At 40.1% G+C, this 16,817-nt stretch carries 13 protein-coding genes; 10 read left to right on the top strand and 3 right to left on the bottom strand.

Annotation, left to right across the window (positions count from 1 at the left end; translation table 11 throughout):
* Nucleotides 1–5: 5 nt before the first annotated feature.
* From J4O15_RS05785 to J4O15_RS05795, 3 genes are all read right to left on the bottom strand, one after another.
* The gene (locus tag J4O15_RS05785; protein ID WP_208100026.1) at nt 6–794 is read right to left on the bottom strand and encodes an ABC transporter ATP-binding protein; all 789 of its coding nucleotides are present in this window, start codon (nt 792–794) and stop codon (nt 6–8) included.
* Nucleotides 791–1,723, bottom strand: coding sequence for a FecCD family ABC transporter permease (locus tag J4O15_RS05790; protein WP_442911593.1), 933 nt, complete (start codon nt 1,721–1,723; stop codon nt 791–793). The genes J4O15_RS05785 and J4O15_RS05790 overlap by 4 nt, the downstream gene beginning before the upstream one ends.
* 217 nt (nt 1,724–1,940) lie before the next feature.
* Nucleotides 1,941–3,266 carry an IS1380 family transposase gene (locus J4O15_RS05795; protein ID WP_208099554.1) on the bottom strand — a complete coding sequence of 442 codons (1,326 nt, stop codon included), beginning with the start codon at nt 3,264–3,266 and terminating at the stop codon, nt 1,941–1,943.
* A gap of 491 nt (nt 3,267–3,757) precedes the next feature.
* Here J4O15_RS05795 and J4O15_RS05800 point away from each other — a divergent pair, with 491 nt between their 5' ends.
* The 10 genes from J4O15_RS05800 to J4O15_RS05845 all read left to right on the top strand — a co-directional run bounded on the left by J4O15_RS05800 (nt 3,758) and on the right by J4O15_RS05845 (nt 16,806).
* Nucleotides 3,758–5,584 carry a cache domain-containing sensor histidine kinase gene (locus tag J4O15_RS05800; RefSeq protein WP_208100027.1) on the top strand — a complete coding sequence of 609 codons (1,827 nt, stop codon included), beginning with the start codon at nt 3,758–3,760 and terminating at the stop codon, nt 5,582–5,584.
* Nucleotides 5,577–6,371: a response regulator transcription factor gene (locus J4O15_RS05805; protein WP_208100028.1), complete on the top strand. Its 795-nt coding sequence runs from the start codon at nt 5,577–5,579 to the stop codon at nt 6,369–6,371. Before J4O15_RS05800 ends, J4O15_RS05805 begins: the two co-directional genes overlap by 8 nt.
* 287 nt (nt 6,372–6,658) lie before the next feature.
* Nucleotides 6,659–8,080: an L-fucose/L-arabinose isomerase family protein gene (locus J4O15_RS05810; RefSeq protein ID WP_208100029.1), complete on the top strand. Its 1,422-nt coding sequence runs from the start codon at nt 6,659–6,661 to the stop codon at nt 8,078–8,080.
* Complete coding sequence (locus J4O15_RS05815; RefSeq protein ID WP_208100030.1) at nt 8,073–9,635, top strand: DUF5060 domain-containing protein; 1,563 nt, start codon at nt 8,073–8,075, stop codon at nt 9,633–9,635. Before J4O15_RS05810 ends, J4O15_RS05815 begins: the two co-directional genes overlap by 8 nt.
* 9 nt (nt 9,636–9,644) lie before the next feature.
* Nucleotides 9,645–11,189 (top strand): FGGY-family carbohydrate kinase, encoded by a 1,545-nt coding sequence (locus J4O15_RS05820; RefSeq protein WP_208100031.1) that lies wholly within the window; start codon nt 9,645–9,647, stop codon nt 11,187–11,189.
* Complete coding sequence (locus J4O15_RS05825) at nt 11,186–12,034, top strand: class II fructose-bisphosphate aldolase (protein WP_008754020.1); 849 nt, start codon at nt 11,186–11,188, stop codon at nt 12,032–12,034. The genes J4O15_RS05820 and J4O15_RS05825 overlap by 4 nt, the downstream gene beginning before the upstream one ends.
* 12 nt (nt 12,035–12,046) lie before the next feature.
* Complete coding sequence (locus J4O15_RS05830; RefSeq protein WP_009219405.1) at nt 12,047–13,078, top strand: NAD-dependent epimerase/dehydratase family protein; 1,032 nt, start codon at nt 12,047–12,049, stop codon at nt 13,076–13,078.
* A gap of 58 nt (nt 13,079–13,136) precedes the next feature.
* The gene (locus J4O15_RS05835; protein WP_208100032.1) at nt 13,137–14,480 is read left to right on the top strand and encodes an aspartate aminotransferase family protein; all 1,344 of its coding nucleotides are present in this window, start codon (nt 13,137–13,139) and stop codon (nt 14,478–14,480) included.
* 10 nt (nt 14,481–14,490) lie between these two features.
* Nucleotides 14,491–15,432 (top strand): zinc-dependent alcohol dehydrogenase, encoded by a 942-nt coding sequence (locus J4O15_RS05840; RefSeq protein WP_208100033.1) that lies wholly within the window; start codon nt 14,491–14,493, stop codon nt 15,430–15,432.
* 12 nt (nt 15,433–15,444) lie between these two features.
* On the top strand, nt 15,445–16,806 hold the full coding sequence (locus tag J4O15_RS05845) for an ABC transporter substrate-binding protein (RefSeq protein ID WP_208100034.1): 1,362 nt from the start codon (nt 15,445–15,447) through the stop codon (nt 16,804–16,806).
* Nucleotides 16,807–16,817: the final 11 nt, after the last annotated feature.

The raw sequence follows: 16,817 nt of genomic DNA on the forward strand, positions 1-16,817 counted from the left end.
CATACTCAGTCTGAAAGCTCCAATGCGGTTACAGTAGTGTAATCTGCAATGGGGGTGGTGTTATTTACAATATCCACATGAACTTTAAAAGTTTTCTCAATATTTTCCTGATTAAGCACATCTTTAATATTGCCGAATATACTTGTTTTATCCTTTCCTAACAGTATACATTTATCAGCAATAGAAAATGAGTGGGAGGGATAGTGTGTGTTAAAGATGCAAATCAGACCTTTATCAGCAAGTTTTCTTATTGTTTTTAATATGATAAGCTGATTTCTAAAGTCAAGATTACTTTCAGGTTCATCTAAAATAAGTATTGACGGTTCCTGAACGAGGGCTCTTGCAATTAAAAGCATTTGCAATTCACCGCCGCTTATTTGATGACAGTATTTGTCGCTCAGATGTGAAATGGAAAGTTCATCCATTACTTTATCCACCATTTCATAATCCTTTTTGCCGGGTTTAGAAAAATTCCCGATATGAACGGAACGCCCGAGAATTACAAGCTCTCTGGCTTTAAATGCAAAGGCAGGAGCCTTGGCCTGAGGCACATAGGAGGCTTTTGAGAAAAATTCTTTGGGACTCATGGTTGATATATCCCTACCGTCTATGCTGCTAAAACCTCCTGTCCAAGGATGAAGTCCTGTAATACATTTAAGAAGAGTAGTTTTACCTACTCCATTAGGGCCAAGGATTGCCAATACTTCATTACTTTGAATGCTGAAATTAATATTTTCAAGGATAGTTTTGGATTTTTTATAAGCAAAACTTCCGTTTTTTGCTTCAAATATCATAAACTGTTTCCTGCCCTTCTAAGTAATGATAAAAATAGAGGCGCACCTATTACAGCAGTAAGTATTGAAACAGGAATCTCCGTTACCGCCACACTTCTGGATAAAGTATCGACCAAAAGCAAGAAGGTTGCTCCGATGGATATGGATGCCGGTATGACTTTTGATGTATCACTTCCAAAAAGCATTCTGCATATATGTGGAATCAAAAGTCCTACCCAGCCTATCTGCCCACACATGGAAACGACAGAAGAAGTGATCATGGCTGAACAGATAATAACGGTCATACGCATATAGCGTATATTCATACCCAAAGACTTAGTCTCATCCTCGGTAAGACTAAGCACATTCATCTTCCAACGTATTAAAAGAAGTATTGATACCGCAATCAATATAGATGGAGTACCAAGTATAATACTTTTATAATTGGAAGTGTATAAACTCCCCATCAGCCAATATGTGATACTGGGAAGAATCTCTTCAGTATCCGCCACATATTTGACCAATGAAACCATAGCCTGGAATAGTGAGCTTATTACCAGACCTGATAAGATGAGCATTATTGTTTTCTTTGCACCTCTTATATCAGCAAGAATATAAGTCAGGAAACATGCTAAAAGACCGAAACATAAGGCACTGAATTGTACTGTAATCATATTGGATCTAAAAAGCAATGCCAATGCGGCACCAAAACTTGCTCCCGATGCTACTCCCAAGGTATCCGGAGAGACCAAAGGATTGGAGAAGACAGCCTGTAAGCCGACCCCCGCAACTGCAAGACCTCCACCACATATCATGGCAAGGATTATTCTTGGCAGACGCATATTTATAAGTACACTGTACTCATTTGCCGCAACGGATTCCTTTCCGTTTGTGATAATGGAATAAAGGATTTTGATACCGTCAAAAAGACTTAGAGAAAATCTTCCCACTCCTAAGCATATTCCTGCTACTATAAGAGGAAATGTAATTAAACCTATAATAAACCTGAATTATTCACGGTACAATATTTTAGTTAATTACCGTGCTATAAATCTTTAAACTTGACCAATGACGCTATAACTGACTTAATACATCTAAAAATGGGCAGACTTCCCCTAGGTAGTGTTTTTGAGTAGTTATTAAGCTCTCAAGGTTCATTATTAGTTGTTATTCAAGCTGTATACATAGCTTGCTGATATTGGATATAGTCTCATAGAACTCATCCTTATATGGGCAACTGCTACACAGCTTGAATGTCATATATCTTGCTGAACGAATTACTTTTGCAGCAATCTTTAGCAGTTTTAGACGGACAGTATCAATGCGTTGTTTTCGCATATTTGCAGATAATGCCAATCGTCTAAACCAATTAAATATATTATAAGCAAGTGCATGTATTTGAAGCCTGTTGGCATTTACAATCCTTGTATGACTGCTGACAGAGGCAAAGTCAAAACCTGTTTTACTTTCCTTTATGAAGTTTTCCATCAAGCCTCTTTTGCAATAGAACTTGATAAGATATTCAGGGGATGACTCCATGTTTGTAACAATGAATGTATACATGTAAGTCATTTGGTTTTCAGGCTTTTCAACTTTACAGACAACACGTCTTTCATAAGGCCAAGGACCTGCCTGATACATGAAGTCACCATAAACCACAGCATAATCTACTTTGTTGTTTTTTGTGATTTCATCAAGTTCATCTACAAGATATGATGCCTTATCACGAAGTATAGCATTTTCTTTCAAACGAATTACATAGCCGGTACCGTTTTCTTCACACTGTTTATATAAACCGGGTGTTGCAAAGCCACTATCTCCACGAAGGAGAAGTTTAATTTCCGGAAAACCTTCAAGATATTCATCAAGTATAGGCTGCAGAAAGTCCACAACTCCTGTGCTTGAATACTGAGTCCCGTCACGAAGCTGAATTTTAATCAAATCTCCTGTGATTCCATCATAGCAAACAAGTGGATGGTAACCGTTATTTTGATAGTGGAAGTTAAATGCTCTGCCTTCCTGTTTGCCATAGGCATTAAGAAGTGTTGAGTCCAAATCCAAAATGATAGCTTCCGGCATCTGAATGCTATAAACTTTCTTTCGAAGAATTTGATTTATTGAAAGGAACCGTTTCAGCGAATCCTCATCCATTCGATTATGAAATCTTGAAATGGTTGGTTGTGATGCTAAAGTGTCTTTATTTAGCACTGCTTTAAACACAGGATCATTTGTAAGTTCATCTGAAGAATCATCTTCAAAATAGCCTGCAATGATCATATATATCATCTGAAGAAGGTTTTCTTTATCAGTGTGATAACGGAATAATGCAGAATCATTGGTCTTAAATGATTTACAGAAAAGTTTGTCAATGCCAAGTTTACTTACGAATTCTTTTATAAGAAGTAAGCCTGCATCGGAGGATAAATCTCCTCCATCGAAATTAATTTTAATTTTTCTATTGCTTTCAAGTGATAAGGTGTTTACAATACTCATAAAGGGCTCCTTTGTGTGATTATATTGAGTTTTAGCACCTTAATTTTACCACAAATGGACGCTCTTTTTTTATTCACTTACTAGGTGAAAGCAATATTTTGTTAAAATATAGTAATTATATGGCTTTCAGCCACGTTCATGATGTTGCCATGAATAATCTAGGATAAATATAAGTTTTTCACCCATAGTTTTCAAATACATACCTCCCTACATATAATTTAGTAGTAAGAAAAACATTGTACGTATTGAAATTCCTCTTATTAAACTATACTAAAATAGTAGGAATAAGTAAACACATTGAAAAAATAATTTAAAATGAATTATTTACGACAAAGTCGTGAAAGTGGCTAGGGGTCACACAATAAATATATTTAAATTAATTTTAATTTAAATATTATGCCATGAATAACTCGAATTTTAGTATAAATTTTATAAAAAATATGATATTTTTAAATTATAAAATATTGAATAAGGAGGGGTAGTAGATAAAAATGCATAAAAATAAAACTACATTATTTGAGATTACATGTTCTTTTCTTTTGGTTATCACTTTTTCCAGCCTGGTGTTGGGGGTGTATTGCTTTAATACTTTAGGTCAATATATTAGTAGGCAAATTGATTTTTACCAAGAGCAAAACCTAAAGCAAATAGGAAAAACCCTGGACAGCTATGGTGAGAATATTCAAACGGCTCAGCGTATTCTTACAGGCATGGTAATAGAACAGGAATTATTTCAAAAGGGTACAGGAAGCAGAGGGCAAAAAAATGCACTGTATTCACAGAATATTGAAAATGTATTAAGAAACATACGTAGAACCAGTCCCATCATCAGCAATATTTTCATGGTATATGATGGAGGCTCCTATACATCCGGCAGCTTTTTTTCCAAGGAGATTCTGGTACAAAAGCCATGGTATCAGGAGGTGTTTTTATCGGGGGAAAATACGGTTACGGTACAGCGACATAAGGCGGACTATCAGGTGTTTTTTGGTGAGGGACCTGAGGTGATTTCCTTGGTCAAAAAGATTATCAGTCCAAATGACGCCAAAACTATAATTGGTGTTATTATGGTGGATTTGGATGTTCGTCTACTGGAGGAGACTCTTGGCAGTCATACATTTGATGATGATCATTTGATACTTTTACGCAGCAGTGACGGAGAGCTTTTGGAAAGTGCCTGTGGGGAAGGAAACTATACACAGGAGGATATAAAAAAAGTTGTAAAATGTCTGGATAGTGAAACCGGTGTAGAGCAAGGCGGATTTTTGAAAGAATTTTCTTTGTACCGATATGGAGTGGAAAGTTATGATTGGAAGCTTGAGGCTGTGGTTTCTAAGGAAAATTTCAGGAGTCGGTTTTTAATAGCAGGAGGAACCTTTGTGGGGATTACCCTTTTAACATTGCTTTTTTCAGCTGTACTTTCCTATTTGTTGGCCAGAAGAATAACCCGCCCCATGCAAAGGCTTTTGACACATATGGAAGAGTTTTCAAGAGGTGATTTTCATGTTCGGGCAAAAGAGGAGGGGAATAGAGATATTTTGGCTTTATCCGGAGGGTTTAACAAGATGTCCCGGCGTATCAGGCACTTAATGGAGGACTTAAGGATTAAGGAACATGAAAGTGCTAATGCAAGGCTTAGGGAACTACAGGCCCAGATTAATCCTCATTTTCTTTATAATACTCTGGAAACTATTCGCAGTCTGGCTCTTCGAAACGGTGTGGAAAGTATTGCCGATATAGCCAAGTCTATGGCTTTGATTTTCCGCTATTGTATCAACAGCCGAGATGAGGTGGTAACCTTAAGAGAGGAGCTGGCACATGTAAAAAGCTATATTAATATTCAAAAAATACGTTATAAAAACCGATTGCAGGTATATTTTTATGTGGATGATGAATTGTTGGATAACTGCATCATTAAGATTTTGGTACAACCTCTGGTGGAAAACGCTATTTATCATGGTATTGATCAAAAAAGAGAAGGTGGGAAAATTTCCATAGTTTGTCACAAATCACTTAAAGGAGTGGAAATTGCTGTGGAAGATAATGGTATGGGAATGAAGCCGGAGGTATTGCGCAGTTTACAAAAACAGTTGCATGAGTGTCAGGGTGAGCATTTGGGAGAGAGCATAGGTATGAAAAATGTGCATTCAAGGCTGAAGCTTTACTATGGCAGAGAAAGGGGATTGCATATAGAAAGTGTATACGGACAGGGAACCAGGGTTTCCTTTGATATTCCATCGGTAATGTACAGTGAAGAAAACAGACGGAAGGAAATGAAGACCGGCAGTATATTTGCAGAAAGGAGGGAAGATGTTTAAAGCTGTTATTGTGGATGATGAGGAGGATATACGTTATTTGATTCGCTATTTGGTGGAAAAAAGTAAGCATAAGGTAGAAATTGTGGGGGAGGCTAATGATGCCCTGAGCGGTATTGCTCTTTGTGAAAAACTAAAGCCGGAGATCCTTTTTGCAGACATACGTATGCCGGGGATGGAAGGACTGGAGATGATAGGGAGGATTAAGCAAAGTTTGCCGGATATGCAATCTATTATTATCAGTGGTTATAGCTATTTTTCCTATGCACAGGAGGCATTGCACAGAGGAGTTGCTGCGTATTTATTAAAGCCTTTGGAGGAGGATTTGTTGGAGGAGGCTCTTAAAAAGGTACAGAGGATTTTGGAGACTAAACAAAAAGAACTTCTGCATCAAAAGAGAATAAATGCAGAGTTAAAAAAGCTTCAAAGTTATTTGGAGACTCCAAGGGATACGGGTAATCAGAAGGAACCCATTCAAAGAGCAATTGAATACATCCGAGAGAATTACTGCAGGGATATCACTTTGGAGGAGGTAGCCGGGGTGGTTTTTATGCATCCTACTTATTTTTCAGCATTATTTAAAAAGGAGATGGGGCAAAGTTTTGTGGTATATACCAATGGTCTTAGGATGGAGAAAGCGGGAAGGCTTCTATGTGAAGGGGGATTAAGGGCAGTTGAAGTCTCTCATATGCTGGGTTTTCGAGATGTAAGCTATTTTAATCGGGTATTTAAAAAATATTTTGGAAAATCTCCACTGGAATACAAAGAGGGAGAGAAAAAGGAAATATAAGGGAAATTAAGTTCATGTCCCCGATATTCTTTTAAATATGAATATCGAGGACATTTTTAAATTTATGCAAATGTTAATACAAATCTCTACTACAGAGCAGAACCTGACTAAAAGATATTTAATTAAATTGAGTTTAAAAGCATAAAAAAGTACAAATAATCTAAAGAATGTTCTATTGTAAATAAGATAGAAAAAAATTAAAGTAAATAATATAGAAATAGGGCATAAGTACTTAGACAAATTTGCCTCATTTTTCATTTTGGACGTGCTCATTTATAGGAGGAAATATGAAAAAGGAAAGATCAGGGATTCAATTTGGCATTATTGTAAGCAGTAGGAATTTCTTCCCTATGGAACTGGCAAAAAAAGGAAGGGAAGCCATTTTGGAAAAAATGAAGGAAATGGGTTTTGGCTGCATTATTTTATCTCCGACAGAAACTCCCTTGGGTGTGGTTGAAACCTACCAAGATGCAAAAAAATGTGCAGAACTTTTTGCAAAACATCGGGAGGAAATTGACGGTATTATAATTGTTTTACCTAATTTCGGGGATGAGGCGGCGGTGACGGAGGCCATAGTTCGCTCAGGGCTTAGGGTACCTGTACTGGTACAAGCCTGTGACGATGAGAAAGATAAGTTGGATCTTTCACACCGCAGGGACTCTTTTTGTGGCAAATTATCCGTATGCAATAATCTTTACCAGAACCGAATTCCATTTACAGATACAACTTACCATACCTGCAGCATTGACAGTAGGGAATTTACGCTGGATGTGGAGAATTTTGCCGGAATCTGCAAAGTAGTGCGGGGGTTAAAAAATCTGAGAGTTGGAGCTATCGGAGCCAGACCGTCAGCCTTTCGTACAGTCAGATATTCGGAAAAGCTTTTGCAGGAAGCGGGGATTACGGTGGAAACCACAGATTTATCGGTTATTTTGGCTTTAGCCGGGGAAAAAATGAAGGATTCCCGTGTTAGGGATGTTATGGAGAGTATCCGCCTCTATGGAAATATAGCTTTTGAAGTCAGTGAGGAAAAGTTACGAAAACAGGCGGGCTTTTTTTTGGCAGTGAAGGATTGGCTGGAAGAGAATGATTGTCAGTCCAGTGCCATTCAGTGCTGGGACTCTTTGGAAAAAAATTATGGAATTGCATCCTGTCTTGCCATGAGCATGATGGGAGAGATGGGAATGCCTAGTGCCTGTGAAATGGACATTATGGGTGCGGTTAGTATGGCGGCTCTCAATCTGGCTTCAGGAAAGCCTTCAGGATATCTGGACTGGAACAACGGGTTTGCAGACAATAGAGATCGGTGCATGATGATTCACTGTGCTAACTATCCAAAAAGCTTTTTGGGTATGAAACCTGAAATCGGTAATTTGGACATACTTTCATTGGCTTTGGGTGAGGAAAACTGTTTTGGAGCATGTAAGGGGGTTATTGTACCGGGGGCATTCACCTTTGCAAAAATCAGTACAGATGATTTTGATGGAAGAATTAAAGCCTATGTAGGAGAGGGAGAATTTGTACATGAAGATATTTCCACTCCGGGAGGTCCGGGGGTAGTGGAAATAAAGGGTATGCAAAAGCTTATGAAGTATATTTGTCAAAATGGATTTGAGCATCATGTGGCTATGAATCGCTCCCACACATCAGGAATTTTAAAAGAGGCCTTTGAAAAATATATGGGATGGGAGGTATATCACCATGAATAAAATGTGGAAAGCGAAAGAAATATCAGAAAAAACACAGGTTATACAGTATCCGAAAAGTGTAGAAAAATGGGATATTTTTGAAATCACATTGTATTCTCATATTAAATACGAAAATCCTTTCCGTCAGGTATCTCTTTGGGGAGAGTTTAAAAGTAAGGAAACATGTGAAAAGGTGTGGGGATTTTATGATGGGGAAGGAAGATGGAAGATTCGCTTTATGCCACAGGAAACAGGTGAATATGCATTTCATATTTTTTCCAATGATCCGAATATGAATGAACATGGCGGAAGCTTCATCTCTTTGCCGGCAGGTGAAAATAATCATGGGCCGGTATATCCGAATGAAATCCTACATTTTTCATATGCTGACGGTACACCATTTTTTGTACTGGGAACCACAGCTTACGGTTGGACCTACAGACCTTATGACATAAGGACAAAAACCCTGGAATCTTTTGAGAAGTACAAATTCAACAAAATCCGAATGTTGTTAACTCCGAAATATTATCAGGGAGAGGATGGAGATGTGGACATTTCTTATGAGCCTGAATGTTACCCTTTTGAAGGAAAACCGGGAAATTTTGATTTTGAGCGTTTTATTCCCGCCTATTTTCAAAACTATGAACGCTGCCTTTTAGATCTTAAAAAACGTGGAATAGAAGCGGATGTGATTTTGTTTCATTTTTATGATTTCGGACATTTTGGTATTGACCGAATGGACGAAGAACAGGCTCTTTTCTATTTGCAGTATGTGATTCGTCGCTTTAGTGCCTTTAGGAATGTGTGGTGGTCCTTGGCAAATGAGTATGATGTATCTGTGGAAGCAGACAGTAACGGGGGAAGTATGGTACGCACCAGAGTAAATCGAAGAAATTGGGATGTAATAGGGGAATACATTAAGGCTAATGATCCTTATCAGCATCCACGGTCAATTCACAATTATCCTTCGGGTGAGATTTATCCCAATCGTAGCTGGATGACACATGTATCTTATCAGCATCCGAATACCTATCAACTTTTGATTGATCTGAAAAGGCGTTATCAAAAGCCGGTGGTGAATGATGAATACCAATATGAGGGGAATGTAAAGTATGAGTGGGGCAACAGTACCCCGGAAGAAGTGGTTTTTTCACACTGGCTGTCCTTTATGGCAGGTGGATATGCTACTCATGGGGAGGCTATTAAAATAAAGAATAATCGTGATATTTTCTGGACCTATGGGGGGGAGATTACCGGGGAGAGTGCAAAGAGAATTCGATTTTTAAAAGAGATTGCTTTGGGATGCTCTTTTCAGGAGATGAAGCCGGATTGGAGAAACACCGACGGTATAAATTACTTTTCGATTTCAAAAGAAGATATGGAGTACCTTTTGTTTTTCAGTACAGATATGCCCCGTAAAAGAATTTATCCGGGGAATGCCAAAACCGGCTTTTATAACTATCGTGTGGAAGTGTTTGATGTCTGGAATTGTAAAAAAATACAGGAGTATGAAATTCATAAACAAACAGCGTTTGTTCCTGCCAGGTGGAAGGCGGTGAAACTTACAGCAATATAAGGAGGAAGTATGGCAAAATATCTGGCAGGACTTGATTATGGCACCGGAGGTGCCAAGGCTTGTATCATTGATGAGGAGGCAAGGGTTCTCTCCTACGCCTATCGTGAGTATCCTATAATAGTGGAGCATCCCGGCTGGTCGGAGCATGACCCCTTGGGTTATTGGGAAGCAGCTTGTGAATTGTTAAAAGAATGTATTCAAAAGGCAAAAGTAGTTCCAAACGAGATTGTGTCAATTGCTGTCTCCTCTGCCCTACCCTGTTTGGTGATGCTTGATGAAAAGGGAGCACCTATTCAAAAAGCTTATAATCTTATGGATAAAAGGGCATGGAGAGAAGCAAAGGAATTGATGGAAAATCCCGGAAAAGAGAAGATATTTGCCCTTTCGGGCAATCGACTGGAGGATCATCCTTCCATCGTAAACCTTCTGTGGGAAAAGAAAAACCGTCCTGAGGATTTCGCCCGAATTAAAAAAGTAAATACTATTGACGGATATATCCGTTATAAGTTGTGTGGAAGTCATACAACAAATCATTCCTGTGGAGTATTTTTAGGTGGATACAATATTAGAAAAAACAGTTTTGATAAGACACTACTGTTAAATCTGGGTATTAATCCGGATTGGATGCCGGAAATCTATGGCTGTGAGGATATTGTGGGAGAGGTGAATAAAACAGCAGCCAAGGACACAGGTTTATCACCGGGAACTTTGGTTAGTGCCGGACAATGCGATTTTAATGCCGGCTGTATTGGAGCGGGACTTTTCAGAGAGGGAGATATAAATATGAATTTGGGAACTTGCGGTAATTTTGGAGTTATTCACAAGGACAGTAACTTTCTGGACACAATGCTGGCCTGTGCCTTTACAGCAAATTCCAATAATACTTATATTACCATTCCAACCACTACCACAGGTGGAGGAGCCATTCGTTATCTGCGAGATTTCTTCGGGGATGCGGAAAAATCATTGGAAAAACTCACAGGAATGAGTGCTTACACAATGATGGATATGGAAGGAGAAAGAATTTCACCGGGTAGCGAGGGGCTACTCATACTTCCATATCTTATGGGAGAACGAACCCCATTATGGAACAGTGAGGCCAGAGGGGTAGTATTCGGTATGTCTTTTCACCATACCAAGGGGCATATGATAAGGGCTATGATGGAGGGTGTGGCCTATGCTTTGTACTCATCTTTTCTTTTAATGAAGGAATCGGGAAAAACCATGGGAAATTGCATTGTTTTTAATGAGGGAGGAGCATCCAGCAGACTATGGAGAAAAATAATCACTGATATGTTTGCAGTTCCAACCGCCATGGTAGAAAACCGGGTGGGAGCTCCTTACGGTGATGCAATTCTTGCGGGGGTGGCAGCAGGTGTATTTCCAGATTATCAGATTGCTAAAGATAAGGCAAACTACATTGATCCCCTTGAACCGAATGAAAAGAATCACCAAATTTATATGGAGTACTACAGGTTGTTTGAAAAGCTCTACCGTGATGTTAAGGACGATTTTTCTATTTTAGCAAGGATTGTGAAAGGAGAAAAACTATGATAGTGCCACTTGCAGTAATGCAAAAGGAGGCTAGGAAAAAGGGATATGCGGTGCCACATTTCCTTGGGGCAAATTTTGAAATGACACTGGCTGCCATAGAGGCTGCTAAAGAGTGTGGCTCACCCTTGGCTTTGGGATTTGCTCCGGAGGTATTTGCCATGATTCCACTGGAGTATGCAGTGCCTATGTTACGAGAAGCTGCAGATAGAGCTACTGTGCCAGTGTCCATTCAACTGGAGCATGGAACAGGGTATGAAATATTGGCAAGAGCCATTTCTCTCGGAATGCAGTCTGTGATGTTTGACGGCTCCCATTTACCTGTTGAGGAAAATATACAAAAAACAAAGGAAATTGTAAAAATGGCTCATGCTTTTGGTTGCGATGTGGAGGCTGAGCTGGGCTATGTGGGAGGTTCCGCTCTTTGTGATATTGAGAGCGAAGAAAGTCGGGAAACGGATCCTGACATTGTGCTTGAGTTTATTCAACAAAGTCAGGTGGATTCCCTTGCTATTTCCTTTGGTAATGTTCATGGAAGGTATAGGGGAGAAGCAAAACTAAACTATGCATTGGTGGAAAAAATAGCGGGGATGACGGAAGTCCCTTTGACTATGCATGGAGGTTCAGGTCTTACAAAAGAACAGTATAAAAAAAGTATTGAGGCAGGAATCAGTAATATTCACTTTTATACAAATATTACTTTAGGATTGTGGAGGAGTTTGGAAGAACTTGCAAAAAAAAGAAACAGTCAGCCGGTGTATCATGAAATCTGTGGTGCTACCATTGCCTATTTTAAAAAAGAGATTCTAAATATTATGGAGATTTGTAAAAGTGCCGGAAAGGCATAAGTAGAGGAGAATATGAAAAATGTATTAATTTTAGGGGGACCGGGGAATATCTCCGAATCTACCATTCGTTATTTTTTAGAAAAAAAAGTACCTGTGGGTGTATTGACCCATGCTACCACCGACCTTTTAGGATTGGATGGAAAGATTTCCGTTTTTAGAGGAGACCGAAATGATATAGAGGATTTGATGAGGGTATACAGGGAATTTGATCCTGAGGTTATCATTGATTTTTGTTGCTTTGAGCCATTTCAAGCCAAAGTGGCTGTGGAGGCGGTAAAACAGATGCGCTGTGCCAGATATATCTTTGTGAGCACGGTGGATGTGTACGGATATCCTCTAAATCGTCTTCCAATGCGAGAGTCGGATCCTTGGGGAGAACCGAACTGTCTGTATGCAAAGAACAAAAAAGAATGTGAACAGATTTTTAAGGAGGGATTTGCCGATACATCCACCTCATTAACAATTGCCAGACCTGCCTATTCAATGGGAAAAACCTTTGCACTGTCTGCTTTTGAGAGAAACAGGGGTAAACATATTGTGGCAAGAATACGAGAGGGTAAGCCGGTGTATGTTCCGGGAGACGGAAATGCCCTTTTGCAAACCGGATCAGCCTATAATACGGGGTTGATGATTGCCCGTATTGCAGAAAATGATAATTGTAAAGATCAGGATTATACATGCGGACATGATAGATTGAATACCCAAGATGAATATATTAAGGCCTTTGCCAATGTTTTGGGAATGCCTGTAAAAATCGTGCACATTCCAACGGATTTTATGTACAGTTTGGAGAGAAAAGAGGTGGAAGACAGTATTTTAAAGGATTTGTCTATCCATAATATTTACTTTTCCGTGGACAAATTTAAACAGGAATTTCCGGATTTTGTATGGGAGTATTCCATGGAGGATGCTGCAAGAGCTTTTATTGAACATCAGGATAAAATCGGTACCTTTGATAAGCCGCTTGAGGAGCAGTTTGAGGATAAGGTATTAGAAAAATGGGAAAAGGCCATGGAGGCTTTAAGGCAGGAAATTGACTTTTAAAAGAATACGACGCAGTTCGTAATGTTTTTATAGAAAATTAATATTAACAGGAGGATGTATGGATAAAACTTTAGAAAGAGCATGGAATTTGACGCCTGCACAAAGGGAAGAATATGCTAAGTATTTGATGCCGGCTTACCGTAAGCAAGGAGGATTTCCGTTAAAGGGAGCTAAGGGGATTTATCTGGAAGATCAGGACGGCAGGAGGTACATGGATTTTACCTCGGAAATGTTTGCCTGTATTTTGGGATTTGGAAATGAGGAAATAGCCGAGGTGATTTATGAGCAGGCAAAGGGGCTTACAATTGTAGCTCCTTTACATCAAACAGATCTTCGTTACAGTCTGTGTCATAAAATCGCTCAGATTGCTCCTGAGAATCTGGATCGCATGTCATTTACCGTAGGAGGAGGTCCTGCCATTGAATCTGCTATGAAGATCGCTTTAAAAAATGTGCCGGGTTCCAGAAATTTTGTCAGCCTTCAGGGAGGATATCATGGTACCACTTTTGGTGCAGCCAATGCCACATTCCTAACAAGCAGGTTGCATGAGTGGGGGGAAGCCAATCCGGAATTGTTTCATTTTGCAGGGGTACTTTCCAATAATTGCATTCGTGTGCCTCGTCCCTATCCATATCGCTCTCCATTTTCAGGTAGCGAAGAAGAAATGGCAGAGTACTATGCAAATATGGTAAGAGACACTATTCTCAATGGAGTGCCGGGACCAACCGCAGGAGTGATTGTGGAGCCGGTACAGTCTGCAGGAGGACAGATTGAATTTTCTAAATTATATCTGCAAAAGCTACGTAAGATCTGTGATGAGATGGGAACATTACTGATTTTTGATGAATTTCAAACATATTGTCGCACAAATCGTTTCTTTGCGGCTCAGTACTATGATGTGGAGCCGGATATTATCACCTTTGCCAAGGGACTTGGGGGAGGCATCCCTGCAGCCGGTATTTTGATCCACAAAAGACTTCGAGGATTTGAAAACCTTATGGAGGATATGCAGACTTTCCAAAACAACCACATCGCCTATGCGGCTGCCTTAAAAACCATTGAGATAATTGAGCGTGATCATCTTTTAGAAAATGTGGAGACGGTGGGCGCCGCTATTAAAGACAGACTGAAAATTATGCAGGAAAGGTACCCGGAAATTGGAGATATTCGCGGTCCGGGACTGGCTATCGGTGTGGAGATGGTAAAGAACCCTGAGAGTAAGGAGCCTCTTTCCAATGAAACCATGCAAGAACTTTTTCAGGCAGCCATTAAGCAGGGACTGTTTTATCAGTTGGCTGAAAATGTAATTAAATTAAAGCCACCTATTGTAATTACCTTAGAGGAAGCAAATACTGCCATGGATATGCTTGAGGCTTCATTTGAGGCTGTGCTGCGCAAGTAAAAGGAGGAGTATGAAGGCGATTGTAAAATATGGACAGGCAGCCGGAGAGGTGGCACTTAGGGAAATCCCTGAACCTGTTTGCGGAAAAAAAGAGGTTAAAATTGAGGTTAAAGCCTGTGCTGTTTGTGCTACAGACCTGCACATTCTGGAGGGAAGTTATCCCTGGGATGTGGGAAAAGTTTTGGGGCATGAATTTTCCGGGATAATCCGTGAGGTAGGAGCAGAGGTGACGGGCTTTAAGCCGGGTGACAGGGTGGCATCCTGTATGGAAGGGGGATTCGGAAAATATTGCGTAAAAGCTTTTGATGACTGGATATTTCCCATCCCTGATTCTATTTCCTTTGAGGAGGCGGCTCTTTTGGAGCCACTATGCTCTGCAGCCAACAGCATTGTAAACAAATCCAAAATTTTGCCCGGAGATGTAGTTTTAATCGAAGGTCCGGGAGCTATAGGTCTGTTTGCAATGCAGATAGCAAAGCTTTCCGGAGCTATAACGGTTCTAACAGGAATTACAAAGGATGGAGGCAGGATGCAACTCGCAAAGGAGTTGGGCTGTGACTATACTTTGGATGTAAAAAGAGAAAATCTTCAGGAACTTGTTATGAATTTGACACAGGGACGTGGGGTAGATACTGTGATTGAATGTACAGGCAGTCAAGCCGGACTGGATACAGGATTGGCACTTTTAAAGACTGCGGGACAGCTCACACAAGTGGGAGTGTTTGGAAAGCATCCTCAGATAGATTTGGGGCGGGTGGTATATCACAGCCAGAAAATTATCGGAAGCATTGCCTTTGACAGAGAAACATGGATGCGGTGTATTGATCTTTTAGATAGAAAAAAAGTGCATGTACAGGAAATTATTTCACATACTTTTCCATTAGAGGAGTGGGAAAAGGGATTTGAAGTTACAAAAAATCAAGAGGGATTGCGTGTTTTGTTAATTCCCTAAAGGAGGAGATTTATGGCTTTACAGATAAAAAAAAGAAATATCTTTTTAACCTTTACATTATGCTTTGCAATGCTTGGAGCAGCTTGTGGTGCTAAAACAAATGGAAGTTCTGCAACAGGAGCCGGTGGCGAGGGAGCAGCCGGGAGCAGTCAGCCTGTAACTATTCGTTTCGCACATGGTTGGTCTCCATCCGGGGATACCGCGGTGGGAGCAAAGTTTGTGACAGATTTTGCTCAGTCTCATAAGGACAGTATAAATCTGGTGGAAGAGGTTGTGGCAGGTGATGAGATGCTAACAAAAATAAAGGTGGATATTGCGGGAGATAATCTGCCGGATGCCTGGATGTACTGGGGTTCTATGGCAGACAGCGGTAATTTAATCAAATCAGGACTTTTGGCAGATGTGGGAGAGTACTTTAAAGAGTCGGAAAAAGTAAACCAAAGTGATTATCCTGACGCAATGTTTGATTCATTCAGGTTTAACGGAAAGATTTACGGGATTCCGACTGAGTCATACGTAGGATTTTGGTTCTGTAATAAAGAATTATTTGAAAAGTACAATTTGGAGTATCCCACTACCTATGAGGAACTGCTGGAAGTTTCCAAGGTGTTTAATGAAAACGGCATTGTACCTTTGGCTATGGGCTCAAAGGCCGGAAATCCCGCTCATTTTTTCTTCAGCGAACTGTTCTGCCAATATGCCGGGGCAGAAGAAAAATTTTCGGAGTTGACCAATGACTGGAAAGTGGACAATGAAAACTTCCGCAAGGTGGCAGAACTGATTTCAGATATGAAAAAGAACAATGTATTTCCGGCAGATACGGTGGCAAATGGGGACTGGGGACCAAGCTTTGCTTTGTATGATGAGGGAAAGGCCGCTATGGTATACACTATGACCTGGCAGCTTAAAGCCTTAAGCCCGGAAACCGAGGCAAAAACAGTGCAGATCAATGCCCCGAAGATGCCGGGCAGTACAGTGGATCCTGCAAGCTTTGTCAGCAGCAACAGTACCTATGGTTTGGTATTTAATGCTAAATCATTTGCAGATCCTGCAAAGAGAAAAGCTCTCATTGAGCTGGGAGATATGTTTACCTCCAATGAATGGGTGGAAACTATGTTTTATGAAACCGGCACATTAAATGCCAAGAATATTACAATTGATCCAAACAAAGCACAAATGCCTGTTTTATTTTCAGTGATTGAAAACGCTAAGGGAAAGGAGAAAATGTCCTGCCACTGGTTGGCATATCCGGATGGAGAGCCTTTTAGCTATTTCATGGAAAAGCTGGATGAGCTGTTTGCAGGTTCCATGTCACCGGAAGAGTTTAGTGAAGGCTGTCAAAAAGCATTAGATGAGGCAAAAGAAGACAGGTAAGGGGAGATGGG

It is taken from the genome of Lachnoanaerobaculum sp. Marseille-Q4761 (assembly GCF_017565785.1).
GTDB lineage: Bacteria > Bacillota > Clostridia > Lachnospirales > Lachnospiraceae > Lachnoanaerobaculum.